Origin of the sequence: Pseudarthrobacter oxydans (assembly GCF_013314975.1) — a bacterium.
GTDB classification, from domain to species: Bacteria; Actinomycetota; Actinomycetes; order Actinomycetales; family Micrococcaceae; genus Arthrobacter; species Arthrobacter oxydans.
Genome location: NZ_JABTYH010000001.1, coordinates 281,573 through 307,230, shown reverse-complemented (window position 1 = coordinate 307,230; position 25,658 = coordinate 281,573). Strand labels below are relative to the sequence as shown.

At 64.7% G+C, this 25,658-nt stretch carries 25 protein-coding genes and 1 pseudogene; 12 read left to right on the top strand and 14 right to left on the bottom strand.

The annotated features are described in order from the left end of the window. Positions 1 to 73 precede the first annotated feature (73 nt). The 9 genes from HTS88_RS01395 to HTS88_RS01355 all read left to right on the top strand — a co-directional run bounded on the left by HTS88_RS01395 (position 74) and on the right by HTS88_RS01355 (position 7,459). The gene (locus tag HTS88_RS01395; protein WP_174174710.1) at positions 74 to 865 is read left to right on the top strand and encodes an IclR family transcriptional regulator; all 792 of its coding nucleotides are present in this window, start codon (positions 74 to 76) and stop codon (positions 863 to 865) included. A 124-nt stretch (positions 866 to 989) separates the two neighbouring features. Next, positions 990 to 2,309, top strand: coding sequence for a CaiB/BaiF CoA transferase family protein (locus tag HTS88_RS01390; protein ID WP_174174708.1), 1,320 nt, complete (start codon positions 990 to 992; stop codon positions 2,307 to 2,309). Continuing rightward, entirely contained in the window at positions 2,309 to 3,226 is a 918-nt protein-coding gene (locus tag HTS88_RS01385; protein WP_174174706.1) for a hydroxymethylglutaryl-CoA lyase, read from the top strand. The genes HTS88_RS01390 and HTS88_RS01385 overlap by 1 nt, the downstream gene beginning before the upstream one ends. Before the next feature lie 22 nt (positions 3,227 to 3,248). Continuing rightward, the gene (locus HTS88_RS01380; RefSeq protein ID WP_251420206.1) at positions 3,249 to 3,884 is read left to right on the top strand and encodes a flavin reductase family protein; all 636 of its coding nucleotides are present in this window, start codon (positions 3,249 to 3,251) and stop codon (positions 3,882 to 3,884) included. A 9-nt stretch (positions 3,885 to 3,893) separates the two neighbouring features. Beyond that, the gene (locus HTS88_RS01375; RefSeq protein WP_174174703.1) at positions 3,894 to 4,154 is read left to right on the top strand and encodes a P-loop NTPase family protein; all 261 of its coding nucleotides are present in this window, start codon (positions 3,894 to 3,896) and stop codon (positions 4,152 to 4,154) included. Positions 4,155 to 4,162: 8 nt separating this feature from the next. Continuing rightward, positions 4,163 to 4,612, top strand: coding sequence for an MATE family efflux transporter (locus HTS88_RS01370; protein WP_174174701.1), 450 nt, complete (start codon positions 4,163 to 4,165; stop codon positions 4,610 to 4,612). Beyond that, complete coding sequence (locus HTS88_RS01365) at positions 4,609 to 5,205, top strand: hypothetical protein (RefSeq protein ID WP_174174699.1); 597 nt, start codon at positions 4,609 to 4,611, stop codon at positions 5,203 to 5,205. The genes HTS88_RS01370 and HTS88_RS01365 overlap by 4 nt, the downstream gene beginning before the upstream one ends. Positions 5,206 to 5,399: 194 nt before the next feature. Continuing rightward, complete coding sequence (locus tag HTS88_RS01360; protein WP_174174698.1) at positions 5,400 to 6,128, top strand: PspA/IM30 family protein; 729 nt, start codon at positions 5,400 to 5,402, stop codon at positions 6,126 to 6,128. A 737-nt stretch (positions 6,129 to 6,865) separates the two neighbouring features. Beyond that, positions 6,866 to 7,459, top strand: coding sequence for a lytic transglycosylase domain-containing protein (locus HTS88_RS01355; RefSeq protein WP_343044860.1), 594 nt, complete (start codon positions 6,866 to 6,868; stop codon positions 7,457 to 7,459). Between the two features lie 200 nt (positions 7,460 to 7,659). On the opposite strand, the gene HTS88_RS01345 is transcribed toward HTS88_RS01355, so the two are convergent. From HTS88_RS01345 to HTS88_RS01280, 14 genes and pseudogenes are all read right to left on the bottom strand, one after another. Next, positions 7,660 to 9,216, bottom strand: coding sequence for a glycoside hydrolase family 32 protein (locus tag HTS88_RS01345; protein ID WP_174174694.1), 1,557 nt, complete (start codon positions 9,214 to 9,216; stop codon positions 7,660 to 7,662). Continuing rightward, positions 9,213 to 10,307, bottom strand: a complete 1,095-nt coding sequence (locus HTS88_RS01340; protein WP_174174692.1) for an ATP-binding cassette domain-containing protein — start codon at positions 10,305 to 10,307, stop codon at positions 9,213 to 9,215. Before HTS88_RS01340 ends, HTS88_RS01345 begins: the two co-directional genes overlap by 4 nt. Further along, positions 10,304 to 11,266, bottom strand: a complete 963-nt coding sequence (locus HTS88_RS01335; RefSeq protein ID WP_174174690.1) for an ABC transporter ATP-binding protein — start codon at positions 11,264 to 11,266, stop codon at positions 10,304 to 10,306. Before HTS88_RS01335 ends, HTS88_RS01340 begins: the two co-directional genes overlap by 4 nt. Beyond that, positions 11,263 to 12,201 (bottom strand): ABC transporter permease, encoded by a 939-nt coding sequence (locus tag HTS88_RS01330; RefSeq protein ID WP_174174687.1) that lies wholly within the window; start codon positions 12,199 to 12,201, stop codon positions 11,263 to 11,265. The genes HTS88_RS01335 and HTS88_RS01330 overlap by 4 nt, the downstream gene beginning before the upstream one ends. 11 nt (positions 12,202 to 12,212) lie before the next feature. Further along, positions 12,213 to 13,190, bottom strand: coding sequence for an ABC transporter permease (locus HTS88_RS01325; RefSeq protein ID WP_174174685.1), 978 nt, complete (start codon positions 13,188 to 13,190; stop codon positions 12,213 to 12,215). Positions 13,191 to 13,388: 198 nt separating this feature from the next. Then, positions 13,389 to 15,065, bottom strand: a complete 1,677-nt coding sequence (locus tag HTS88_RS01320) for an ABC transporter substrate-binding protein (protein WP_174174683.1) — start codon at positions 15,063 to 15,065, stop codon at positions 13,389 to 13,391. A 78-nt stretch (positions 15,066 to 15,143) separates the two neighbouring features. Next, positions 15,144 to 16,202 (bottom strand): LacI family DNA-binding transcriptional regulator, encoded by a 1,059-nt coding sequence (locus tag HTS88_RS01315; RefSeq protein WP_174174681.1) that lies wholly within the window; start codon positions 16,200 to 16,202, stop codon positions 15,144 to 15,146. A 155-nt stretch (positions 16,203 to 16,357) separates the two neighbouring features. After that, positions 16,358 to 17,312 (bottom strand): annotated as a pseudogene (locus HTS88_RS01310) (carbohydrate kinase family protein). Between the two features lie 27 nt (positions 17,313 to 17,339). Then, positions 17,340 to 18,857, bottom strand: a complete 1,518-nt coding sequence (locus tag HTS88_RS01305) for a glycoside hydrolase family 32 protein (RefSeq protein ID WP_174174679.1) — start codon at positions 18,855 to 18,857, stop codon at positions 17,340 to 17,342. Between the two features lie 23 nt (positions 18,858 to 18,880). After that, a complete protein-coding gene (locus HTS88_RS01300) occupies positions 18,881 to 19,792 on the bottom strand; it encodes a carbohydrate ABC transporter permease (protein ID WP_174174677.1) in 912 nt (303 codons plus the stop codon). Positions 19,793 to 19,800: 8 nt separating this feature from the next. Next, positions 19,801 to 20,730: a carbohydrate ABC transporter permease gene (locus HTS88_RS01295; RefSeq protein ID WP_174174675.1), complete on the bottom strand. Its 930-nt coding sequence runs from the start codon at positions 20,728 to 20,730 to the stop codon at positions 19,801 to 19,803. Beyond that, complete coding sequence (locus HTS88_RS01290; RefSeq protein ID WP_174174673.1) at positions 20,727 to 22,187, bottom strand: extracellular solute-binding protein; 1,461 nt, start codon at positions 22,185 to 22,187, stop codon at positions 20,727 to 20,729. Before HTS88_RS01290 ends, HTS88_RS01295 begins: the two co-directional genes overlap by 4 nt. A gap of 199 nt (positions 22,188 to 22,386) precedes the next feature. Next, positions 22,387 to 23,430, bottom strand: a complete 1,044-nt coding sequence (locus HTS88_RS01285; RefSeq protein ID WP_174174671.1) for a LacI family DNA-binding transcriptional regulator — start codon at positions 23,428 to 23,430, stop codon at positions 22,387 to 22,389. 148 nt (positions 23,431 to 23,578) lie between these two features. Then, positions 23,579 to 23,989: a hypothetical protein gene (locus HTS88_RS01280; protein WP_246255876.1), complete on the bottom strand. Its 411-nt coding sequence runs from the start codon at positions 23,987 to 23,989 to the stop codon at positions 23,579 to 23,581. Between the two features lie 66 nt (positions 23,990 to 24,055). Between HTS88_RS01280 and HTS88_RS01275 the strand changes: the two genes are divergently transcribed. The 3 genes from HTS88_RS01275 to HTS88_RS22095 are packed head-to-tail and all read left to right on the top strand — an operon-like array spanning position 24,056 to position 25,658. Continuing rightward, positions 24,056 to 24,637 carry a carbohydrate ABC transporter permease gene (locus HTS88_RS01275; RefSeq protein ID WP_343044859.1) on the top strand — a complete coding sequence of 194 codons (582 nt, stop codon included), beginning with the start codon at positions 24,056 to 24,058 and terminating at the stop codon, positions 24,635 to 24,637. Positions 24,638 to 24,690: 53 nt separating this feature from the next. Beyond that, the gene (locus tag HTS88_RS22100; RefSeq protein ID WP_246255875.1) at positions 24,691 to 25,068 is read left to right on the top strand and encodes a glycoside hydrolase family protein; all 378 of its coding nucleotides are present in this window, start codon (positions 24,691 to 24,693) and stop codon (positions 25,066 to 25,068) included. After that, positions 25,062 to 25,658, top strand: coding sequence for a glycoside hydrolase family protein (locus tag HTS88_RS22095; RefSeq protein WP_246255874.1), 597 nt, complete (start codon positions 25,062 to 25,064; stop codon positions 25,656 to 25,658). The genes HTS88_RS22100 and HTS88_RS22095 overlap by 7 nt, the downstream gene beginning before the upstream one ends.

Genomic DNA, 25,658 nt, shown 5'->3' with positions numbered 1-25,658 from the left:
GTCTGTCACACTACAAGGGGGCCTGTACGTGGCCGCCGCCCCGCCCAGAGAAGAAGGAATCCGGAATCAAGCCATGAGCGCAACCGAAAATGCCGCCGCCCCGCTGCTGGTGCTGAAGAAGATCACGGCCATCCTGGATGCTTTCTCGCTGGTGCGGCCTGAACTGAGCCTCGCCGACATACGCGCCGAGACCGGTCTGCCGCACTCCACTGTGCAGCGCCTGGTCGCCAATATGGTGCATGAGGGAATGCTTGACCGGCGGGGTGACCAGTTCCGCGTCGGGCTGCGCATGACCCACTGGGCGGCGCCCGCCCGGCAGGGCCTGGACTTCCTGGAACTGCTGACACCCGTGATACGGCGGTTGCGGGACGAGCTGGGCGAAACGGTCTGCATCTTCCGGGAATCGCAGGGGAGCCGGGTGTGCGTCGCGCTGGCCGAGACCCGGCGGGTGCTGCGAAGGGCGGTCGACGTCGGCGACATCATGCCGCTCCATGCCGGTTCGGCGGGCCGTGTGCTGCTGGCCTGGAATCCCGACCTTGCAGAGAGGGTCTACGGGTCGGGACTCCGTTCCATCACCGACCAGACCATCACGGACGCAGCAAGCCTTGATGCCGCCGTCGCGAAGACCCGTGCGGATGGTTTTGCCATCACCACCGGGGAGCGCGTTTCGGGGGCCAGCGGGTTGTCTGTCCCGATTTTCGGCCCGCAGGCCGAGCTCTACGGTGCGCTTACCGTCATGGGGCCCACCATGAGAATGCCCTACGACGTGTGCGCTTCCTGGATCGAGCCGGTCATCGCCGCGGCGGCTGAAGGCACCCGGCTGATCGGCGGGAGCCTTCCCTCGGAGGTGGAACCCATATTGTGATTTGATGTTCACAATATGGTGACAGGAGTGCATACTGGTTTCTGGACGGCCCGGTACGCACGGACCTCCGTCCGTGCGTACGGCGCCCACTGGGTCCGCATCAGGAATCAGGAGTTGAGATTTGATGAAGGTTTTCGAAACCGGCACAGCGAAGCGCGGCAAGGACGCCGCGGACGAGGGCGGCCACAGGATCGCTGAAGAAGAGCCAACAGCCACCGCCAGCAGCACAAAAATTTCGGCTAGTGCTGCCGGTCCGCTGTCCGGAGTGCGCGTCCTCGAGTTGGGGTCCCTTATCGCCGGCCCTTTCGCGGGACGGCAGATGGCAGACTTCGGTGCCGAAGTCATCAAGGTCGAATCCCCCAACAGGCCCGATCCCATGCGCGAATGGGGCCGCGCGCGGGTCAAGGACCACACCCTGTGGTGGTCGGTGCAGTCCCGCGGCAAAAAGTGCGTCACCATGGACCTGAAAGTCCCGCGCGGCCGGGAGCTGTTTCTTGAACTCTGCAAGGAAGCCGACGTCATCCTGGAGAACTTCCGCCCGGGCACCATGGAAAAGCTTGGCCTCGGCCCTGAAGAGCTGTGGAAGATCAATCCGGGCCTCATTATCGCCCGGGTATCCGGCTATGGCCAGACTGGTCCGGAAGCGTCGAAGCCGGGGTATGCCTCTGTCGCCGAGGCGCGGAGCGGATTGCGGCACCTGAACGGCTACCCGGACCAGCCGCCACCCCGCACAGGCATCTCCCTGGGGGACAGCCTCGGCTCCCTCTACGCCCTGCAGGGGATCCTGCTGGCGCTGTACTGGCGGGATGCGCGCGGGGGGACCGGCCAGGTGGTCGATGTGTCGCTTGTTGAGGCTTGCTTCTCATTGCTGGAGAGCGCTGTGCCGGACTACGCCGCCTCGGGTATTGTCCCCGGACCCAGCGGCTCGGGACTCAAGGGGATAGCGCCGTCGAACATCTTCCAGTCCAGCGATGGCAAGTGGGTGGTCATCGCGGCCAACCAGGACTCGGTCTTCGTGCGCCTGGCCACAGCGATGGGCATGCCCGGCCTCGCCGAGGACCCGAGATACCGGGACCATGCGCAGCGTGGCCGCAACCAGGAAGAGCTTGAAGGCCTCATCGCCGACTGGGCGGCCCACTACTCCGCGGGCGAGCTGGTCAGCCTGCTCGATGGCCATGGTGTTCCGAACAGCACCGTGAGCACCGTTGAAGACATCTTCGAGGACCCGCAGCTCAGAGCCCGGGACATGCTCGTGGAAGTGGCGGACGACGAACTGGGCGCCGTGGTCCAGCCGGGAATCGTCCCCAAGCTCACGCGCTCGGCCGGCCGGATTGGCTGGAATGGGCCCTTGGTGCACGGTTCCCACAATGCCGACGTGTACCAGGGCGTCCTGAACCTGACCGAAGAAGAGTTGCAGGACGCGCGCAGCGAAGGAGCAATCTGATGGCTTTTGCCCAGGTAACCAAGCCGGTGTCAATCGTGGACGTCAGCCCGCGCGACGGTCTGCAGAATGAGAAGACCCCCGTAAGTACAGAAGACAAGGTCCGGCTCATCGAAGGGCTGATCCGGTTGGGTGCGCAGCGGATCGAAGCCGTCAGCTTTGTGAATCCCAAAGCGGTTCCGCAGATGGCCGATGCCGACGCCGTGATGGCGGCCGTCCCGCACACCGACGCCGTGAGCTATATCGGCCTGGTGCTGAACACCAGGGGTGCCCTCCGCGCCGTTGACGCCGGCGTGGATGAGATGAACTATGTGCTCCCGGTGACCGACGCGTTCGCGGCAGCCAACCAGAACACCACTGTTGCTGCGGCGCTCACGGCCCTGGGGGAAGTTTCGGACATCGCTGCCTCGGCATCCATCCCTCTCAGTGTCACAGCGGCTGTCGCTTTTGGCTGCCCTTACCAGGGTGACGTTCCCATCGAACAGACCCTTGAGGTGGTCCGCAGTGCAATGGGCCGCGCGGACCTTGCGGAGGTGGCATTGGCGGATACGATCGGTTGCGCCGTGCCGTGGCAGGTGGGCGCGGCGTTCGCGAGGCTGCGCGAGGAAACCGACCTGCAGTTGAGGGCGCACCTTCACGAGACCCGCCACACCGCGCTGGCCAACACTTATGCGGCAATGGCATCGGGCGTAGACGTGTTCGACAGCAGCGTCGGAGGTCTCGGGGGATGCCCTTTCGCCCCCGGAGCAGCGGGAAACATTTCAACTGAGGACCTTGCCTGGATGCTAGGGCGTGCCGGGTTCCACACGGGCATCGACGTGCAGAAGGCAACGGAACTGGGCCGCTGGATTTGCGGCCTGGTCGGTACGAAGCCTCGTTCCGGCCTGGCGGGGGCAGGCGTGTTCCCCGCGGCAGCGTAGGGCGCAGAGAGCAGGTGGGTACGTGGAGCGGAAGGATTTTGATCCGGCACAGATGTCGTCGAAAGATTTTTATCAGTTGCTGACGGCGGTGGTTGTTCCGAGACCAATCGCTTGGGTGTCCACTACATCGGTGGACGGCGTGGACAATCTTGCGCCGCATTCGTTCTACACCGTAGCGTCCGTGGATCCGCCCATTGTTCAATTCACCTCAGTGGGTGAGAAGGATTCGTTGCGCAACATCCAGGCGCGGGGTGAGTTCGTCGTGAATCTCACCCCGGCTTCGCTGTTTGAAGAGGTCAATGCCACAGGGACGGACTTTCCGGCGGCTGTGAGCGAGTTTGATGCAGTGGGGCTGTCCCGGGAATCGAGCACCGTGGTAGGTCCCCCACGGGTGAAGGATTCGCCGGTGGCACTGGAGTGCCAATTGCACAGCTTCCTGGAGTTGGGTAACTGCACGCTGGTGTTTGGCAGGGTGGTCTACGCGGTCGTGTCTGCAAGTGTGCTCGACGGTGACCATCCGCAGATCGACCTGTTGGAACCCCTGTCCCGGCTCGGGCGTAATGAGTGGGGGACGCTCGGTCCGATTCAGGAACTCCGCCGCATCCGGGCGAAGGACTGGCCCGGGCACTTCGGCGCCGCCGGCCACGGCGACATATAGGCTGGCAGCATGACGTTGGGGGACGCGGCCGGGGAGCCGCTTGTGCACATTCGAAATTTGCGGACAAACTCAGGGGAGACCACGGTCACCAAAGACCTGTCCTTTTCCTTCGCGTTGATGTGCGGCAACAGGTCAGGAACGACGACGACGCTGCGGGCCCTCCTGGTCCAGCGCCCGGACGTGCGCCTCTTCCGGCGCCGGCCCACCGAGTACGGCAGGAAGCTCTCCGTCGCGGGGACCTTCCGCCGCAAAGACGCCGCCGCGAAGTGAGCTGGGGGATGAGCGGACAGCAGCGGGTTATCCTCGACGCCTCCTCGTTCATCAAGGGCTGGCTGATCGCCACCACGCTCTGGGTGGGCGTCATGCTCATCGTTGCCCTCTTCGTTTTTGGTGCACCAACGGTGCGGCAGGGGTCGGATGCCGGGTATCTGTGGGGTGCAGGGCTGTCTCTTGCTTTCTATGGCTACGGGATTGCACTGGTGTTCGCGGCGCCCCTGGGGTGGGTGCTGGCTTACCTGCTGCGCCCGGTCCGGCAGCAGTGGATCCACATAGCGGCGTTCTTCGTGGTGCCGACCCTGGCCTTCTGGGCCGTGGCCGGACTGGGCGGCTTCGGCTGGCACCCCGGGTGGCTGGGGATATGGGGGACCGTCGGTGCGGCCTCGGCGATCGGGCGTTGGTCCATCCGCAAAGACGCGCACGCGTCCGAGGCGGAAGTCCCCTATCCATGAAGCGCCGAGAAATCGGGGGGACCGGCCTCATCATCGCGGCGGCCCTCTGTGCTTGGGCGTACCAGGCCATTTATGGCGCATACCGGGCAGCCGCCCGGGAGAGGCTCCTCCTCTACATCGGGATACCTGCGGATTCCATCGCCTCCTGGCTCCTGGTCATTGCGATCCTGACCGGCGCCGTTGGGCTGTTGCTCCTGCTCCCGGCACTGATAGGCCGCCTTCCGAAGAGGGTCCCTCGACGCACCGTCGGGTGGACCCTTGGGGTAGCCGCAGCGGCCGTCGTGCCGTACTTCGGCCTCACGCTTCTCTTCGCAGGCCTTGGAGCGTTCGGGACCGGTGACACCATGAAGTTCGTGGCCGCGGACGGAACCTCCGTACTCGTGACCCAGGACGGCTTCGACGGCGATAGCGTCGTCTTGTACACGCAGCACGACGAGTACCACTACAAGCGGGTCCGCGACGCCCCCGAAATCTCCGGCTGGCCCCGGGTCAAAGACCAGGAGTGCCGGTTGGAGAGTGCTGGCGGCGGAGAGCTCCAACTAACTTGCGGGGAGCAAACCGTGATGGTCGTCCCGGAAGAAGCAGGCGAGTGAGGGCGACGCCTGAAGGAAGCCGCCGGTGGGCTTGAACCATCGCGTGGAACCTGCTCGTCCTCGCCTCGATGGCGCTGGTCTGCACGGCTACGGGTTCGTACGCGGCGAGGTGACAGGTGCGTGTCTCCCGCTGTTGGCCCGCCAGGCTGCCGTACACATAAAATTCGAATTCCACCACCGATAGAAAGACCGTCGTGAAGCAGAGTATTTTCGCCCGCGTTGCCCAGCTCGCCAAGGCCAACATCAACGCCCTCCTGGAATCCGCGGAAGACCCGCAGAAGATGCTGGACCAGATGGTCCGGGACTACTCGGCCAACATCCGCGAAGCCGAAGCCGCCGTCGCGCAGACCATCGGCAATGTCCGCATGGCCGAAGAGGACTACAGGCGGGCCGTGAACGACGCCAACACCTGGGGCAACAAGGCCATCGCCGCGTCCCGCAAAGCTGATGAGTTCCGGGCCGCCGGGAACGGTGTGGATGCCGACAAGTTTGATGCCCTGGCCAGGCTCGCTCTTCAGCGGCAGATGACCGCCGAGTCGACGGCCAAGGGCCAGGAGCCGGGCCTGGCCGCGCAGAACGAGATCGTCGACAAGCTCAAGGGCGGGCTCGACCAGATGAAGGGCAAGCTGCACGAACTGACCGCCAAGCGCAATGAACTGGTGGCCCGGTCCCGGACGGCGGCCGCCCAGTCCCAGGTCCATGATGCGCTCAAGTCCCTGGACGCTGGCGACCCGACGTCGGCCATTGGCCGGTACGAGGAGCGCATCCGCCGCCAGGAAGCCACGGTCCGCGGCCAGCAGGAACTCGCCGCCTCATCCCTGGATGCCCAGTTCGCCTCCCTGGAAGACCTCGGTGAGCAGACCGAAGTGGAAGCACGGCTCGCCGCGCTGAAGTCCATCGACCGGAAAGCCATCGACGACTAGGAACGGAAGGCTGGACGCCTGCTTTGCAGTCTGGTGACGCTTGCGCAGGGTGGGACTGTACCTGTCCGGGTCAGTACCGAGTGGAGCGTCTGAGTGGTAGTCCAAGGATGTATGGACGGGCGGCGGTCATGCTGCGCTCCCGCGACGACTGGCGGCGAGGGCGGCAAGGTCGCGAATGAGCCGTTGCACCTCGTGTTCCCGGCCCTTGCAGGTGGAAGCCTGCTGCACTGCGCGCGGTGCGACCAAGGGTTTGATGGGCGGAGCCGGCACGGGAGCCTGCGTGGCTCGTGCGTCCTCCACAGACGGAATGTTACTCGAGCTCATACGTCCCCCAGACGTAGTCGTTGTGCCTTGGGAACACTCTAGGAAGCCAGGAGGAAGTGGGGGAAGCGATTCGACCAATCCTCGGCATCTCTTGTGTCGATCTTGAGCTGGCACTTCGTGGGGTTCCGCACGTAGGGCTGACAGAAGCTTTTCCCCTTCAAAGGATCGATGGTGCCGCGAGCAACCGAGGAGGAATGAACGTGTCCCGGCGGAGCCCGTTGTCAAAGATGGAAGGCTTTGGATGGTTTGATTAGTCGGTGCTCGGTCTCAGACGCCTCGTCGTCATCCTGTTTGCGGTTTGTGTCACCACCGCGTCCTTGTTCTGGGGGCTTGGGCAACCCGCCGCGGACGCCGGCCGTGCCTTTTCTCCGCCGCCGCGAGCGGAGGCCGAGCTCGATATGGCGTCCTCGGGTATGACCGCCGCAGTGAACATCACCAGAAACCCGGACGCCGACTGGGTGGCCTGGGCTGCCGGGCAGACCGGGATCCCGGAACGCGCGCTGCGGGCGTATGTTGCGGCGGCTGTCACTGTGAATGCCACCGTGCCGGCCTGCGGGATCGGATGGAACACCCTGGCGGGCGTTGGCTCCGTCGAAACAGCCCACGGAACATACGGCGGCGGAAGACTCACCGAGGCAGGTCGAGGGAGCCGCCCTGTTGTGGGCCCGGCTCTCAACGGTGCCGGATTCGCCGCCATCGCCGACACGGACGGAGGTGCCTTTGACGGGGATCCCCGCTGGGACCGTGCGGTGGGACCGATGCAGTTCATTCCGTCCACCTGGCAGATCGTCGGGCGGGACGGGAACGCCGATGGAACGGCGGATCCATTCAACATCGACGATGCCGCCCTCAGCGCGGCGTCCTATCTGTGCGCCGGCGGACGCGACCTCACGACGGCGGCCGGATGGACCAGCGCCATTTACGCCTACAACCAATCCGACGCCTACATCCGGAAAGTGCGTGACCAGGCCGCTGCATACGCCGCCAGCACTGGCGCCGCAGGATGAGCTTGTAGTTTCGCGGGCGCAGAGGGATTCCGCTGTCCCCTTTGAGGGGGAATACCCGGTGCGGGTGCACCACCCGTCCGTCTCCGAGGAACATCTCCACGCTCGTGAGGTCCACGAGGACGCGGAGGGTGAGCCGTCCTGCCGAGGGACCGATCGGGGACTGGTTCCGCCTCCGGTGGTGTTGATCTGCCGCTCCCCGTTCAGGGGAAGAGGCTCCGGGTACCGTCAAAAATGTCGGCCATGGTCCATGCGTCGAGAGACAGCACCTTTGCCGTGCCTTCGGCAGCCAGGCTGACGTTTTCCCCGCCGAGGGTGGGGTAGATGCGGGCGGTGAGCGCTATACCGTTCGCAAAAATTTCGACGGCGGACCGGTCCAGGATGACGCGCAGGTGCACCCGTCCCCCGGGCATGGGGACGGGCCCTGACTTGTCCTCCACATCAACGGTTGGATCAAGGCTGCTCTGGGTGCGGTCCAGGCGGAGCGTGCCATTGTTGCCGCCGTCATCCGCCCTTCGCAGCTCGATGACCGTTTCCTCGGCGGGTCCGTCCGAGGTGCTCCCGCCATTAGAGCCCAGGACACCAAGCCGCAGCAGAGCGCCCGGTGCCAGCTCGAGGTGCAGCTCGAGGTCGAGTTGCTGGCCTGACACGCCGGTTTCCTGGGGCACCAGGGCACCGCCTAACACAAGCCCGCACAAACCTACGTGCTCACGGCGCAGCTTTTTGATTTCCGGTACGGGTGCGAAGCGGAGGGTACCGTCCTCCGACGCCGTGACGGTTCGCGGCAGGCTCATCACCCCTGACCAGCCGGCCTCCACCATCGCAGCATCGCTTCGGCCCTCCTGCATCCAGCCGAACATGACGCGCCGGCCGGACTCGTCCTCGAATGATTGCGGGGCGTAGAAGAAGCGGCCTCCGTAGTCGAGCCGGTGCAGGGCCACGGGCTCGAAGCTGTCCCCGGCGTATCGGCCGGTCCAGTACAGCGGGTGGTGGGTGTCGCCGTCGTTCCAGGCGGAGAAGACCAGCACATCCGGTGAGGCGTTAGAAGGTGCAGACCCCAGCGAACCGTGGCCCGCCCGGAAAAGGTCCACGCATTCCCACATGGTCCCCGTCCAGTCAGTGTCCGCAGGGTCGCCCTGCGAGGCATCGCCGATGAACAGCGGCCCGATGTAGTCCCATCGCCGCAGGTCCGCTGACTCGTACAGGAACGCCGTACCGCCGCGCTGGCGGATGCCCGAACCCACCAACTGCCGCCACTTCGTTCCTTCACGCCAGACGCAGTGATCACGGTACGCCGTGACGTCTACACCAGCCGGCGGCGCTGCGATCACGGGATTGGCGGGGTCCTTGGTCCAGTTCAGAAGGTCCGGCGATCCTACGGCGATACAGGGCAGCTCCCTGTCCTCGAAGCGCCCCGAATACACCAAGGTAGGCGTGCCGCCGTCGTTCACCAGGACCCCCGACCAGCAGCCGTCGGCGTCCGGTCCTGCAGACGGTTCCAAGGCAACGGGCTGATCCGTCCAGGTCACGAGGTCCGTGCTGGTGGCGTGGCCCCACTGGATGCGGTGGTGGAAGGCGCCCTCCGGGTTGTACTGGTAGAAGAGGTGGTACGTGCCGTTCCATTGGCTGACGCCGTTGGGATCGTTGAGCCAACCGGCCGGTGAGACGAAATGGAACCGTGGCCGGAGCGCGTCGGCTTCGGCCCGTGCAACCAATTCGTCCTGTGGCACGGTTGCGAGCGGGTGGGTCAGTTCAGTCATGCGGAAGCCTCTTCTTGAGCGTTCGACGCCGGGCGGCTGGGTTGGGTTGGGTCGCCCGCCAGGGCGTGGCCGGCGGCGCCGGCCCACGGCCGGTAGAGGTGGCAGCGCACCCAGTGCCGGTTTTCGGGGTCTCCCACCTGGTGGCGCACGGGTTCATCGGCCGAACAGGCCTGGTTCGCGTCGCCGTCGAAAGCGCACGTGGTCGAAGCCATGACGGCCTGCCGCAGTTCGGCCCGGCGGACGGGATCGTACGAGCCTGCCCGTGCGGGGTCCGGGACAGCGGAAACCAGGAGTTGCGTGTAGGGGTGTGCCGGACGGGACAGGAGGTCCAGGGACTCGCCTTCCTCGACGAGTTCACCGGCGAACATGACTGCCGTGCGGTCCGCCACGTAGCGTGCGGACGCGAGGTCGTGGGTGATGTAGAGCATGGAGATGCCCTGCTCGTCCCGGAGCTTGCGCATCAGGTTCAGCACACCGATCCGGACCGAAACATCAAGCATGGAGGTGGGCTCGTCGGCCAGGATAACCTGTGGTTCAACGGCGAGGGCCCGGGCAATAGCAACGCGCTGGCGCTGACCGCCCGAGAGCTCGTGCGGATACGAGTTCAGCATGTCAGCCTGGAGGCCAACAGTGGTCATGAGCTCTTCGAGCCGCTGCACGGTCTCCTCCGCAGAACCGCCGCCCTTTCCGTGGATCGCCAGCGAACGCCGCAGGAAATGCTCGATCCTGTGGGCCGGGTTCAGTGAACCGAAGGGGTCCTGGAAGACCATCTGCAGCTGGGACCGGAACGCACGCGACGCCTGGAACCGATCGCGCTTGAGGATGTCGACGCCGTCGATCAGGATCGCGCCGCAGGTCGGCTTCTCGAGCCGGGCAACGCAGCGGGCCAAGGTGCTTTTGCCGGAACCGGACTCTCCCACGAGCGCGACAATTTCGCCGCGGTTGATTGTCAGGTCCACACCGTGCAGGGCGCGGACCGACTCCCGGGAGAACAGCCCTCCAATGGGGAACGACTTGCCCAGGCCACGAATTTCAAGGGCCGGAGTGCGTGTGGCGGACGCAGCCACCGTGGATGTCAGGGAATGGCTCATCGTGCGGCTCCTGCCAGGTCTTCGGAATCAATCACTGCAGCGTCGGCACCCAGCGGAGCCACGAAGTGGCCCGGTGCCGCCTCGGTGAGGTCCGGGATGTTCCGGAACTTCACGCCGTCGGGCAGTCCCGTCAGCGGAACCCGCGGGCCGGTGAGCGGCGGGAACGCGCCCATCAGCGCCTGGGTATAGGGGTGGCGGGGGTTGGTGTAGACGTCTTGGGCCCTGGCGGTCTCCACGATCCGGCCGCCGTACATGACAGCCATGCGGTGCGAGAGTTCCACCATGAGTGACATGTCATGGGTGATAAAGAGGACAGAGAAGCCGAGCTCGCGCTGGAGGTCTTTGATCTGGGCCATGATCTCCTGCTGCACCACCACGTCCAGCGCGGTGGTGGGTTCGTCCAGGATCAGGAGGGATGGCTTGAGCGCCACGGCCATCGCTATCACGGCCCGCTGCCGCATGCCGCCGGAGAGCTGGTGCGGGTAGGACTTGAGGCGTGCGGGGTCTATCCTCACCAGTTCCAGCAGTTCACCGGCCCGCCGGAGGGACTCCTTGCGGGAGTAGCCGGCGTGGGTGGTGAAGATGTCCACGATCTGTTCGCCGATGGTCAGCACGGGGTTGAGTGAGTTCAAGGCTGACTGGAACACCATGGCCACGTCCTGCCAGCGGAAGCGCCGCAGCTCCTCCGGGCTCATGGCCAGGACGTCCTTGCCGCCAAAGGAAATGCTGCCACCTGCGATTTTCGCGGGATCCTTGAGCAGCCGCATGATCGAGTTGGCAATAGTCGATTTTCCGCAGCCGGATTCCCCTGCGAGACCGAACACCTCACCGGTGCCGATGCTGAACGACACGCGGTCTACGGCGGTGGTGGAGCGGGTGTCGCCGATGTACTTGACGGTGAGGTCCTTGACGTCCAGGACGGGTTCGTGGGAGCCGAAGGACACTTGGGAGATGGTCATTTGGAGGCGCTCCTTTCGGTATCTTTCGGGGTTTTGATCTTCCGCAGCCGCGGGTTGGTGACCTCGTCCACGGCGTAGTTGATGAGGGCCAGGGCGAAGGCGACCAATGCGATGCAGACGCCCGAGGGAACGAACACCCACCAGCTGCCGGTCAGCAGGGCGCCTTCATTGCCTGCCCAGAAGAGGTTGTTGCCCCACGAGACCGTACCGGCGTCGCCCAGGCCCAGGAACTCCAGGCCTGCTTGGGCACCGACGCCGTAGATGACGCAGGCCAGCAGGGTGCCCATCACGATCGAGGCCATGTTGGGCAGGATTTCGCGGAACATGATCCGGCCGGCCCGTTCGCCGGATACCACGGCCGCGGCCACAAAGTCCTTCGAGCGGATGGACAGGGCCTGTGAGCGCAGGACGCGTGCTGAGCCTGCCCAGCCGGTGACCACGAGGACAAGAATCACAGTGCCCAGCCCCGGAGGGAGGAACGCGGCCAGGATGACCAGCAGCGGCAGGCCGGGAAGGAGCAGGAAGACGTTGGTTACCAGGGACAGCGCTTCGTCGATGAACTTGCCGAAGTACGCCGAGGCAAGTCCCACCAGGATGCCGACGAAGGTGGACGCGAAGCCCACGGTGAGCCCCACGAAGAGGGAACTCCGGGAGCCGTGGACGGTCAGGGCGAGCACGTCCTGTCCCTTGGCTGTAGTTCCCAGCCAGTGCTCGGCTGACGGTTCCAGCGACGCCATGGCGGTGATCCGTGACGGGTCGCCGGGGAAAAGCACCGGTGCCAGCAGGGCCAGTGCGATGAAGACGAGCATCACGGCCATGCCTGCCAGGGACTTCTTGTTGGTGAGGATGCCGTGGACGAAGCTGCGGTTGGGCTTGCGGGCCGCCGGGGTTTTGGCGGCCGTTGTGCCGGTTTGCTTCAGGATTGCGGTTGTCATGATCGCTCCCTCTAGTTACTGCGCACGCGCGGGTCGAGGCGGACGTAGAGGATGTCCACCAGGAAGTTGGCCAGCAGCACGGCGGCGGTGATGGTCAGGAACAGGCCCTGCATGAGCGGGTAGTCGAGGCCCTGGACGGCGTTGAGGAGCTGGTATCCGACGCCGGGGTAGGCGAAGACGACCTCGGTGAGCAGCGCACCGCCCACCACGAACCCCAGTCCCATGCCGAAGCTTGTGACCGACGGGAGCATGGCGTTGCGGGCTGCATAGCGGAGCATGATGCGGCTTGGGCGGAGCCCCTTGGCTTCGGCCATGGTGATGTAGTCCTCGGAGTTGGTGGCGATCATGGTGTTCCGCATGCCCAGCATCCAGCCGCCGATGGAGACCAGTACGATGGTCAGTGCCGGAAGCACCAGGTGGGCCCCGACGTCGCCGATGAACCCCCAGGTGAACCCGGGCTCCAGGCCGGCGGTGAAGGCGTGGCGGATGGGGAACCAGTTCAGTACGACGCCGAAAAGGTACAGGGCGCCCATCGCGAGCCAGAAGTACGGGAACGAGCCGATGAACACGAGCAGCGGCGGAAGCGCGGAGTCGACCGCGCCCCCGCGCCGCCAGGCGGCGAGGACACCCAGCAGGTTGCCCACGACGGCGGCAATCACCAGTGCGGTTCCGCCGAGCAGGAGAGTCCAGCCGATCTGGGACGAGATGACCTCGGTGACCGGGGTGGGGAACCGGGAAATGGAGACGCCCATCTGCCCGGTGAAGATGTTGGTCATGTAGCCCATGTACTGCTCCCAGAGGGGCCGGTCGTCAACACCCAGCAGCTTGCGCAGGGCCTCGATCTGTTCGGGCTGCATTCTGTCCTGGGAGCGGGCGAACATGCGGGAGACGGGGTCCCCGGGCATGAAGCGGGGGAGCAGGAAATTCAGGGTGATGGATGCCCAGAAGGCGATCAGGTAGAAACCCAGGCGGCGCAGGATGAAGCGCACGGTTTCCCTCCATTTCGGGAATTGCGGAAAGTTTGGGGCTGGCCGCCGGATGATCCGGCGGCCAGCAGTGGTGCGTGATGGGCCCACGCCGCCCGGGTTCCCTGGTCGAAGCGGAGCGAGGCCAGGGAGGCGGTGGGTGGGCCCACGCCGCCCGGGTTCCCTGGTCGAAGCGGAGCGAGGCCAGGGAGGCGGCGGGGACTACTTGCGCGGTTCCAGCGTGGTCAGCACAAGCACCGTAGAAGGAGAGCGGACCGAAAGGGTGGCGTAGGGGTTGTCCTCGGTGGGCCAGCCGGTGAATCGGGTGTCGTTGAAGGCGCCCCACTCCGGACCCGAGAACAGCGGCACCAGCGGTGCGGCGTCGTCATATTCTTCCTGCAGCTTGTTGGCGATGTCCTTCTGCTTGGACTCGTCCGACTCCGCCGCGAACTCGGCCAGCAGGGCGTCAGCCTCGGCGTCGCCGAAGCGGTGGTAGTTGTCGAACGTCTTGGTGCCCACGGGCTTGACCGTGGCCGTGCCCATGGAGGAGTTGAAGTACTTATATGGGCTGGGGTCGTTGGCGCTCCAGACGATGCCGGAGTCGAAATCGCCCGTTTCGTAGCCGGCAACCACGGCAGCCCAGTCCGGGGACTCCACCTTTGCCGTGACGCCGACTTCTGCCAGGTTCTGCGCGATCACGTTGGCCACGGACAGCCAGTCGGAAGAGGACGCTCCCACGGAGATCTTGAATTCGAACGGCTTGCCGTCCTTGAGCGTGCGCTTGCCGTCGGCCCCCTTCGGGTAGCCCGCCTTGTCCAGCAGCTCATTGGCCTTCTGGACGTCCAGCTTGGTCCAGGTGCAGTTCTCCTTGACGTCGTTGTTCTTCCAGGTCTCGTAGTTGCCGGAGAGACCGGTGCAGTCCGCAGGCTCGGCGTAGCCGCTCATGCCGATCGTGGTGACCTGTTCACGGTCAACGGCCATGCTCAGGGCCTTGCGGACGTCAACATCGTTGAAGGGGGCCTTGGTGGTGTTGAGCTGCCAGTTGATCATGGCGCCTGTGGCCGGGAACCAGTAGTGGCGGTGTTCCTTGTCCTTGGAAACGAACGTCTTTTCGATGTTCGGGATGTACTGAGGGGCCCAGTCCACATCGCCGTTCGCGGCGGCGAGGTTGGCGCCGTCGTTTCCTGCGAAGGCAAGCATCTTGATACCGGCGATCTTTTGCTTTTCCGGCTGCCAGTAGTTGGGGTTTTTCTTCAGCACGAACGACTGGGCCTGGAAACTGTCAACCTCGGTGTAAGGGCCTGTGCCGACGGGCTTGGCATTGGCCTCCTTCTCCGGATCGGCGAGGGCGGACCAGACGTGCTTGGGCAGGATGGTGAGGTGCCCGACGTCGTACAGGGCCGGCGACCACGGCTTGTTGAAGGTGAAGGTCACTTTGTTGGTGCCTTCGGCGCTCACGGTGTCCAGGTACTCGAAGCCACCCTTGATCTTCTTCTGGAGCTCGAAGGTGTAGGCGACGTCCTCGGCCACGAAGGGCTGGCCGTCGGACCACTTAACGCCGTCGCGCAGGGTGAAGGTGATGGACTTGCCGTCGTCGGCGGCCTTCCATTCAGTGGCCAGCCACGGCACGGTGTCACCCTTGGCCGGGTTGAAGATCAGCAGCGACTCGTAGATGGATTGCTGGACCATCGGGTTGACGGTGGGGGCGAACGGGTTGAAGTTCTGCACGAACGTGCCCATGTCCTCACGCGGAATGGTGAGGAAGGCGCTGGCGTTGGCTGCGGCGTCGGTGCCGGCAGCCTTGTTGCCGTTGGCCGCACAGCCGGTCAGCAGCAGTGCGCCTGCCGCCAGCCCGGCCGCCGTGGTGCGGGCAGCCCTCAGGAATCGGGGTTGTGTCATGATGGTTATCTCTTTCCTATCTTCATCAGCAAGGTGAAGGGGTGGGGGAGGGGTTGCTCTTCGAAAGTGATTTCGCGGTCAGACCGAAGAGCGTTCTAGCAGCGGACAGCCGACTAATTGCTGGTCGGCAATAATCGGCTGTCCTGCTGTCAGAGCTGCGAGCGTCTGGACTCCCAGGGCGCCCATTTTTTCAAACGGCAACGCAACCGTGGTCAGTTTGGGCCTGAGGTAGGCCGCAATCAGTTCCTGGTTGTCGAAGCCGATCACGGCGATGTCTCCGGGGATGGTCAGGCCCCGTTCCTTAATGGCGTCGTAAGCGCCCATCGCCATGCGGTCGTTGAGGCAGAACAGCGCGGTTGGCCTGTCCTCCTGTGGGTAGCGGTCCAGGATGCGGCACGCGGCCTCATACCCGCCGTCGGCCGTTGCATATCCAGGCACCACGAGTTCGGGGTCCAGCTCGAGTCCGGCGTCGGCGAGTGCTTCGCGTGCACCCTCCAAGCGCCCGATTGCTGCCGGAATGGCCGGGTCGAGGTTGATGACACCGATCCTGCGGTGGCCGGCCTGGAGCAAACGTTCGACGGCGATGCGGCCCCCGGCGCGTTCGTCCGGGACGATCGATGGCAGCTTCCCGTCGGCGTCGAAGCAGTTGATCAGTACGGTGGGCACTTCCTTGGCGCTTTCGGGCACGTGCACGCCACGGTGGAAGGTGGCTGCGTACAGCAGTCCTTCCACGCGCTGCTCCAGAAGCTTTTCGGTTGCGGCGTCTTCCAGGCCCTGGTTGGGTCCTACGGCATCGGCCTGGTCGGAGGGTGCGATGAGCAGGAACTTGCGGTCGAGCCAGGCTTGGTCTTGTGCACCCTTGATGATGTCGACGGCGAACGGTGCCGTGACAATCCCGTACCAGTCACTGCGCTGGGATGCCAGTGCACGTGCTCCGGCGTTCGGGCGGTAGCCCAAGGCCTGGACAGCTTCGTTGATCCGGGTGCGGGTCTCTTCGGAGATGCTGGCATTTTCGCGGTTGCTCAGCACGAACGAGACTGCGGTCCGGGAAACGCCCGCGTGCTTGGCAACATCGTTCATGGTGACACCCCGCTGCCGCGCAGCCCCGGCTTGGTTCGGGGTGGTGGTCTTCGCCATTGAATGCTCCGGTGGTAATCGGTGATGGTTGCCAGATAAGTAACGCGCGTTACTTGCCCATACAGAGAGGTTACGCGCGTTACTAGAACTGTGTCAAGGGTTACATTTCCGGGTGTGAAGTCGCGTGCGCAGCGGCGCCGCGTGAAGGGTACGTGTTACGCGTGCGAATTCAGCTGGGGCTGATACTGAAGCTGTGTGCGGAGTTCGTCTTCGGTCGGGGGCCGGGCGCCGGCCCGGGATACGGTGATTGCGGCCGCGGCGGCCGCCGTGCATCCCAGCTGGTCGAGGACCGAAGGGGCCAGGCCGCCGGTTCCGCGGGTGAGGAGCCCGAGGATCAGGGCGGACATGTAGGAGTCGCCGGCGCCGATGGTGTCAACCACGCGGGTCTTCACGGCTGGAATGCTGAGGGTGGTGGCGGAGGAGGCGAGCAACGAGCCAGCTGAGCCCCTGGTGATGACAGCCAGCTCCGCTCCCAGATCCAGGATGTGTGTTGCGGTTTCCTCCAAGGCCTTTCTTGGGTAAAGCCATTCGGCGTCCTCATCACTGAGTTTGACGACGCTGGTGAGCTGCACCAGTTCCTCGAAAGTGTGCAGTGCTTCGGCATGGGTTCCGAGCAGGGCTGGCCTGATGTTGGGATCGTAGGTGATGATGCACTCGCTGCGAAGTTCCTCGAGCATAGCTTTGACTCCGACGGCGCCCGGTGACAGAAAACTGGCAATCGAACCCGTGTGGACGATCCTGGGCGGAGTATGTGCAAGATCCGGTGGTTCCACATCCCAGGCGATGTCGAAGGCGTAGCTCGCCGAGCCATCGCTCGCGATGGTGGCGGTCGCCGTCGACGTTCTCTCCTGCGACCGGGAGCCGGGCAGGATCGCCACGCCGGCGCCCGTGAGGTGCTCCTCAAGTGCTTCACCACGGCGGTCAGCTCCGATTGAAGTAAGCAGCCCGGTGCTCACTCCCAGGGGCCAGGCCGTACGCCACGTTGGCCGGTGACCCGCCGGGGTGTTCTGTGGTGCCGTCGGGGGTGGTGACGACGTCGATCAGGGCTTCCCCGATAACGACGACGTCCGGCACCTGCCCGGGAGGGTGGGGCTTGCCGTTGTTGTGCATGTCTTGTTCCTTGCTTTGGGTGCTGCCTTACGCGAGCTGCGTGACCTGAAGGCTGTTGATGGTTGCCGCGCCGCCGACGGCGTAAACGGCGAGGTCGGTACTGGTCTCCGCCGGGAAGATCAGTTCGGTCATGGTGACCTGGCCGTCCTGGGCGAAGACTTCAACGGAGCAGCGGTCCACGTAAATGGTGAGGTCGTAGGTACCCTGCTTTGCCAGGATGGGAGCGGTGTCGATGGAGCTGAAGGATGCGTGGAAGTCTGTTCTGCCGGATTCGCGACGGTCCACGAGCAGTGTGTCCTGCCCGGGCCGGAGGCCCACACGGGTTCCCCTCGCGCCGTCTCCGCGCAGGATGAGGCCGAATTCTTCCGCGCTTCCGGGAGTGAAGCTGACGTCTATGCGCTGGACCGTGCCTGCCGCGCCCGCCAGGACCTGCACGCCGTCCTGGATGGTGGTTCCGGAAAGGCTGAACGGCTCCGTGCCGGCCAGGGCATGCCAATCGCCCGCGGGCTGCTGGACCAGGTGCAGTTTTCCTTTGTTGGCCTGCAGTGAAACTTCGCGGGCGAGGCTCATGGGGCTGCGCCAGGGTGCGGTGGGGATGTGGTTGGCGTATTCCCAGTTGTTCATCCAGCCGATCATCAGGCGGCGGTTGTCCGGGGCGTCGCTGAAGGAGACGGCGGCGTAGTAGTCCCGGCCCCAGTCCAGCCACTGGTACTCGCCGAGCCGGGCAGGTTCCAGGGTGCCTTCGGTGACCGTGCTGGCGGAGGTGAACGTGGTTCCGTCGAAGTCGCCGATGAAGTATTGGCCGGCTGAGCCGTTGTTGGGACCGCCGGGGTTGAGGTTGACGGTGAGGACCCATTTGAGGTTGTCCGGGTTGCCGTCCACCGGGAGCGGGAAAAGGTCGGGGCATTCCCAGACCCCGCCGGTGGCGTTCGCGGGGCCGAAAGTGCTCAGCAGTTCCCAGGTCTTCAGGTCTCGGGATTTGTAGAGGACCACCTGGAAGTCTTTGGCTTCGACGGCGACCATCACCCAGTAACTGTCCGCGCCGCCGTCGTACCAGATGACCTTGGGGTCACGGAACTCGGCGGATGCACGGCTAAGTACGGGGTTGCCTGTGTGTTTTATCCAGGTGTAGCCCCCGTCGAGGCTGTAGGCCAGGGACTGGGCCTGGACGCCCTCATGCGTTGAGCCCGGTTTGAAGGCGCTGGTGTAGATCGCCACCAGTGGAGCCACCGACGGGGTGCCGAAGCCGCTGGTGTTGTCACGGTCGTGGACGATGCTTCCGGAGAAGATGTCTTCGTTCTCGTCGCAGGCGATGGCGACGGGGTGCTCGGTCCACGTCAGCAAGTCGGTGGACGTGGCATGGCCCCAGGACATGTTGCCCCAAACGTTTCCCAGCGGGTTGTTCTGGTAGTAGAGGTGGTAGACGCCGCCGTGGAAAATCAGGCCGTTGGGATCGTTGAGCCAGGTGTCCTTGGCGGTGTAGTGCAGGGCGGGGCGGTAGCTGTCTGTTGTGGCTGCCGGACTGGCCGGGGTGAGTGTATCCATGGGGTTCCTTCTGGAAGTACGTGTTATTTGCTCGCGCCGGCTGTGAGGCCTTCGCGCAGGGTGCGTTGTCCGAAGATAAAGACCACCAGGGCGGGCAGCATGGACAGGATCACGCCGGCGAGGACCACCGATATACTCCCGGTGCCGAGGTTGCCTTGGAGCGTGACCAGGCCGAGGGGGAGGGTGAAGTTCTGTTCGCTGATGGTGAGGATCAGTGGCCGGAAAAACTCGTTCCAGTGGAAGTTGAAGGCAAGGATCCCGACGATGGCCATGCCCGGAACGGCCAGCGGCACGTAGACGGAACGGAAGATCCGCCACGGTCCGGCACCATCCAGGGCGGCCGCTTCCGCAAAATCATGTGGCAGGCCAAGGAAATACTGACGCATCAGGAACGTGCCGAAGGCGGTGGGAATGGCCGGCAGGATCAGTGCCAGCAAGGTATCGGACAGACCCATCCCACGGATGAGCATGAAGACGGGGACGATGGTGACCTGCACTGGAACCATCATCGTGGCCAGCACCAGCGAGAAGATGGCGTTCTTGCCCCGGAAGTCCAGGCGGGCGAAGGCGTAGCCGGCCAGAGTGGCGGAGGCCATCTGGCCAAGCGCGATCAGCCCGGTCACCAGGGCGCTGTTCAGGACCAGGAGGCCGACATTGATCTGCTTGAACACCTCCCGGTAGGCGGTGAAGTCAGGGTTGATGGGCAGGAAGGACGGGGGCAGGTTGAACGACTCCGACGGCGTTCGCAGCGAGGTGGACAGGGTCCACAGGACGGGGCCGAGCGTCAGCGCCGCAGCCACCGCTAACGCGGCGTATCTGCCGACGGTTCCTGCGGCGGGCAGGCGGCGGTTGCGGTAGGGCCGTGGGGTGGCCGGTGTGCCGGCGGTGGAACCCGGATGCTCGTTGGTCCCTGTGTTCAGGGTCTGGCTGGACATAAGGAACCTCACTGGTAGAAGACGAAGCGGCGGCTGAGGCGGAATTGCAGGGCGGTGACGGCCAGGATCAGCACCGTCAGTACCAGGCCGATGGCCGAGGCTTCGCCGAATTCCAGTTGCTGGAAGGCGGATTCAAAGATCACCATGACGGCGGTGCGGGTGGAATCCCCTGGACCGCCGTTGGTCAGTACGTAGGGCTGGTCGAAGACCTGCAGGGCACTGATGATCGCCATCACGGAGGCGACGAGCACGGTGGGGCTGATCAGCGGAAGGGTGACATTGCTGAACTGTTTCCAGCCTGTGGCGCCGTCCAGGTTTGCTGCCTCGTGCAGTTCTTTCGGAATGTTGCTCAGGGCTCCGAGGAAGAGGAGGAAGGAGAACCCGAAGTTCTGCCAGACGTACACCAGGACGACGACGGCGGCGGAGGCGACGGGACTGGTCAACCACGGGACTGCGGGAATGCCGATGAGGGACAGGAGCCAGTTCACCACGCCAAACTGTTCGTTGAACATGTAGCGCATGAAGATGGACACCGACGCGGCGGACAGCACCAGGGGAAAGAAGAAGGTGGAACGGAGGAATACCCTGAGCCAGGACGGCATCCTGGCCTGGAGCATGGAAGCCAGGCTGAGTGCAATGCCGAGTTGAAGGATTACCGCGACCACCACGAACACGATGGTGTTCAGGAAGGACACGCGGACGGTGGGGTCCTGGGCCAGGGAGGCGAAGTTGGCGAAACCGACGAACTCGGGTGCTGAGATGATGTCCCAGCGGAAGAAGGCCAGGACCAGCGAGCCGATGATCGGCAGGAAGGTGAACAGGGCCATCCCCAGCAGCGTGGGGGCAAGGAAGATCATCGCCAGCCATCGCTCGACGAACGAGCGGCGCGCGGCCTGTGGTTTTACGGTGTGGCGTGGCGGAGTGGAAGTGGTGGTCATGCGTTCCTCCTGAGGGCCAGTTCGAGATCCCGCTGCAGGGTTCCCATCGCTGTCCGTACGCCGGCGGAGCTGCCGCTGACAGCGGTGGAAACGTTTTTCATCAGGGCAGTTTCGACGGCGGCCTGCTGCGGCGGCGCGGGGATCGGACCGGAGGTGGGGAACCTGTCGAGGGTGTCGTAGAAGACCTTCCAGTGCCGGGGCCCGGTGGCGGCGTAAAACGACTCGTTGACCATCGAACGGCGGGTGGGAGTGGTGTTCGGCTTGGGAATGGCCAGCTGCATCGCTTCGCGGCTGGAGCAGAACTTCACCCATTCCCAGGCTGCGTCCTTATCCTTCGCCGTGCGCATGATCGCATAGCCGGCAGCGCCGAACTGGTGCCGCTGCGTCCGCCAGCGGGGGAAGAACTGCACATCGAACTGATCGGCCGTCATTCCGGCGTCATGCAGGCCCTGCGCCCAGTAGCCGCCCGCCGGCGTGGTGCCGATGCGGTTGTTCCCGAACAAGCCAACGAGGGCGTTGCCGCCCCCGGACTCAGGCCGTACGCCCAGTCCTTCGGACACGAGCTCGCGCAGGTAGTCGAAGGTCTCGATGACCCGCCCGTCCTCGGCGTTCGGAGCCAGCCACTGATATCCGCCACCGCGGGTGGCCCGGGCAGGGTCCTTGGGATAGAAGCGGTCCCACAGCCAGTCCCCGCCGGAGGCCTTGCTCTCGGTGAGGAAGCTGGTGTCGTTGGCGTACAGCCATGGCACTACTCCGCCAAAAAGCCGGTTGGTCCAGTAGTACGGGGTGAAGTCGGCCGGGCGCGCTTTCCGAAGGGCGCGGAGGGTGGCGCTGAAGTCATCCTGCGTCCAGTCGTCCTTCGGCCGGTCAAGGCCGGCCTGGGCGAAGGTGGTGGTATTCAGGTACATGTTCGCCGCGTTCCAGTCCAGCGGAAGCTGGTACAGGCTTCCCTGGTACATGAAGGCTTCCAGCAGGCTCGGATGAACGTCATCAAAGTAGTCGCTCATGTCGGCTGCGTCCCGGCGGACATAATCATCCAGCGGCTCGGCGAGCTTGTCGGCGAACAGTTGGGCACCCTCCGTGGCCACGTAGACGACGTCCGGCGGCGTGCCGGCCGCCACCATGGTGAGGATCTTGGAAAAGAAATCCTTCCAGTCCGCGCCCTGGATGGCTTGCACCTGGACCGGGATATCCGGGTGGGCAGCGGTAAAGGCCTGAACCAGCCCCTGGCGGGCCGCGGCGTCCGCAGCGGTTCCAAGGATGGCGATGTTCAGGGCATTGCTGCCACGGCCCGGGATGTCAGTCCCGGTAAGTCGGGGCCAGGCCCCCACGGTAGCTCCCGCGACGGCTAGTCCCGTGAGGCCCAGCATGGAACGTCGCGTGAATTGTGAAATCCCGTTGCCTGACCGCGGCGCAAACGAGGGGTCGGGTTGCCCCGGTGTCTTCTCAGACGTCATTGTCAGCTCCTCCTAACACGTGTTAAGTAGGGTAGATATTCGACCTAACACGTGTCAAGTGATGTCGGTCCCAAGTCTTATGGCGTGATGATTAACCTGCAGCAAGGACAGGCCCTTTGCGGAAAGGGGTGGACAGGCCTGGGCTGCGGGTGGCCGTTCCTGCCGGGTTCAGCAGCCCAGCGGGTGTGGAAGCGCCGGGTTAGCCGGCCGGGACGGCAGCGGTGGAAGCCCGAGGGATGATCCGGCAGGGCACATGGACGGTTCCCTCTTCCGAATCCTCCCTCGCCGTGGTCTTTCCTTCGACCGCATCCAACAGCGTGGACATGGCCAGTGCTCCGATTTCAGCGTGCGGAAGTGCCACGGTGGTCAGGGCGGGAACCAGGTTCGCGGCGAGGTTCTGCTGGTCGTCATAGCCGACCACCGAGAGATCCTGCGGTACGCGCAGTCCTGCGGCAGCGGCGTACAGCAGTACCCCGGTGGCCACCCTGTCGTTCGAGCAAATGATCGCCGTCGGCCGGTCCCTGCCGCCCAGCACGGAAGAGGCTGCCCGGTAGCCCTCGTCGATGTCCCATCCGGTCGCGTGGACGTGCTGCTGTTCACGGCCCATCCCCGCCTCTTCCATGGCCTCGCGGTAACCCTGTTCGCGCTGTGGGGCGGCAGGGGAGCTAAGGGTTCCGGTCAACAGCGTGATGCGGCGGTGGCCGAGGTCAAGCAGCAGTTGTGCCGCAGCCCGGCCACCTTCAACCTCTGCCGGTATAACCGACTGGAGCTGGGAGGCGTCATCCGTGCAATTGGCCAGAATGGCCGGCAAGGTAAGCATCGCCGGCGGAGCGGTGATTTCGCGCAGGCTGCCGGTGGCGTACATGATTCCGTCTACCTGCCGGTGGACGAGCTGTTGTGCCGCGGCGCTCTCGCGGGCCCTGTCATGTTCCGTGTCCACCACCAGGACCATGTATCCGCGGGCCAAGGCCGTGCGTGATGCGCCGCTGATCAGCCGTCCGGCGAAGGGGCTGGTGACGATGTCATCCGTAATGATGCCGATCGTTGATGTTTGCTGGTTGCGCAGGCTGAGGGCAACCGAGTTGGGCGTGTAGTCCAGCTCTGCCGCGGCGCGGAGCACGCGCTCCTGTCGTTCTGCGGTGACGTTGCCGGTTGCCCTGCCGTTGAGCACCAGTGATACCGCACTGCGGGACACGCCCGCCCGCCGTGCCACGTCCAGTGCCGTGGCTTTACGTTTGACCATGCCGGGCCCCCTTGCTGTTGGGCCTAGCATACCTAACTCGTGTGAGGCAGGCAGGTGCCTGGCTTGGATGCTGCGGAACTTCGCCGCAGAACACGACCCTCGCGCCGATGGAACAGTGTCCGCCGGCCAGACCGAGTGTGCCGCGGCGTCAGCGGCTTATCAGGACGCTGATTTGTGTCCTGATGTCCTGCACCAGTTCCTCAACTTCCAGTCCAGCGTTCACACTTGCCGCCATGCTGACGAACATGATCGCCGAGACGATGCGCGCAGTAGTCGCGGCCGCACCGGCGCCGGCCGGTTTTTCCCGGTCCAGTATCGCGGCGATGGCCTCCTCGGTCTGCGCGACGATGGAGAGCGCCTCGCTGTGGCGCGGCTCATTCGGGTCGCCGAAGACCATTTCCTTTAGGTAGAAGCGTCCGTTGTCGATCTGTTCTTCTTCCTGCCCGTCTACTACCTGATCGTTGGCAGCTTCCGGCCATCCTCGGAGGTCCTGAGCGGCCTGAGCGGCTTCGTCCCAACCAACCTGTCCTTCGACAACTACGCCGGCGTCTTCGACCACCTTAATTCAGATGCCACCGGCCACTTCGGCCAGTTCGCCCTGGTATCGATCATCGTCACCACAGCCGTGGTTGCCGGCAGCCTGATCGTGAATTCCATGGCGGCATACTCGTTCGCCAGGATGAAATGGCGCGGCAAGAAGGTGCTGTTCCTGCTGGTGATCATCCTGACGATCATCCCGTTCGAAGCCGTCGCCCTTCCCTTGTACTACATGTTTTCGGGGCAGCGGGACACTGTCGTCATCCAGGCGATCCCGTTCATAGCCAACGCCTTCTCGATCTTCCTCTTCTACACGTTCTTCCTGGACGTCCCAGGCGAGATCGAAGAGGCCGCGAGGCTGGACGGGGCCGGGCCGTTCAGGACGTTCTTCCAAGTCATCGTCCCCATCACCAAGCCGGCATTCGCCACAGTGGCCATCCTGACCTTCCTGGCTCAGTGGGGATCCTACCTGTGGCCCGTCCTGATGGTCTCAGACCCGACCGTCCGCCCGCTGCCGCTGGCGATCAGCATCTTCCAGAACCAGCAGCCTCCCGAATGGGGACAGGTGCTTGCCTTCGGCACGATGTTCATCGTCCCGGTCCTGGCGGTCTTCCTGGTCTTCCAGCGCTGGTTCGTCGCCAGTATCAGCAGCTCCGCCATCAAGGGCTGACGCTCCGCCTCGACCCAACCGGCCCACCTCAACGAAAAGACAGGTGCATTACTTTGGCTTTCAGCCTCAGAGACTCATGGGTGTGGGACTTCTGGATCGCCGACGACGGCGACACGTTCCACATGTACTACCTCCACGCCCCCAAGAGCCTGGGAGACCCGGCCCTGCGGCACCGCAATGCCCGAATCGGGCACGCCACCTCACAGGACCTGATCACGTGGGAACCCCACGGCGTGGTCCTGCAGCCAGATGATCCGGAGGCGTTCGACGCAACCTCCACCTGGACGGGCAGCGTGGTCCAGGGCCCGGACGGGATATGGCGGATGTTCTACACCGCGCGCGCTTTTATGACACCCACAACATCGAGGCCATCGGTGTTGCAACGTCCCCGGACCTTTACACCTGGACCAAGCAACCCGCCGTCGTGCTGAAACCTGACCGCCGCTGGTACGAACGCTACGGTGACAGCAGCTGGCCGGAAGAAGCATGGCGGGACCCCTGGGTCTTCGCCGACCCGGACGGCGATGGCTGGCACATGCTCATCACCGCCCGCGCGAATGAGGGTGAGGACGATGACCGCGGCGTCGTCGGCCACGCAGTATCACCGGACCTCTCGTCCTGGGAAGTCAGGCCACCCCTCAGCCGGCCGGGCTCCGGATTCGGGCACCTTGAGGTCCCCCAGACCGTCGAGATGGACGGCAGGACCCTCCTGATGTTCTCGTGCGGCGTAGATACGCTTTCCGCCGGAAAAGCCGCAAGGTTCGACGGCGGCGGCATCTGGAGCCTCGAAACCCGCCATCTCAGTGGTCCCTTCGACGTCGCATCCGCTGCGGTAGTCACCACGGCACCGCTCTATAGCGGAAGACTCGTCCAGGACAGGTCCGGCCAATGGCTCATGATGGCCTGCCATGACGCCAACAGCGATGGCACCTTCGACGGCGTGGTGTCCGACCCCGTGCCGGTCCACTGGGATCCCGCACGCGGAAGCCTGACCGCCGCCCCATCACCCAAGGACTTGTGA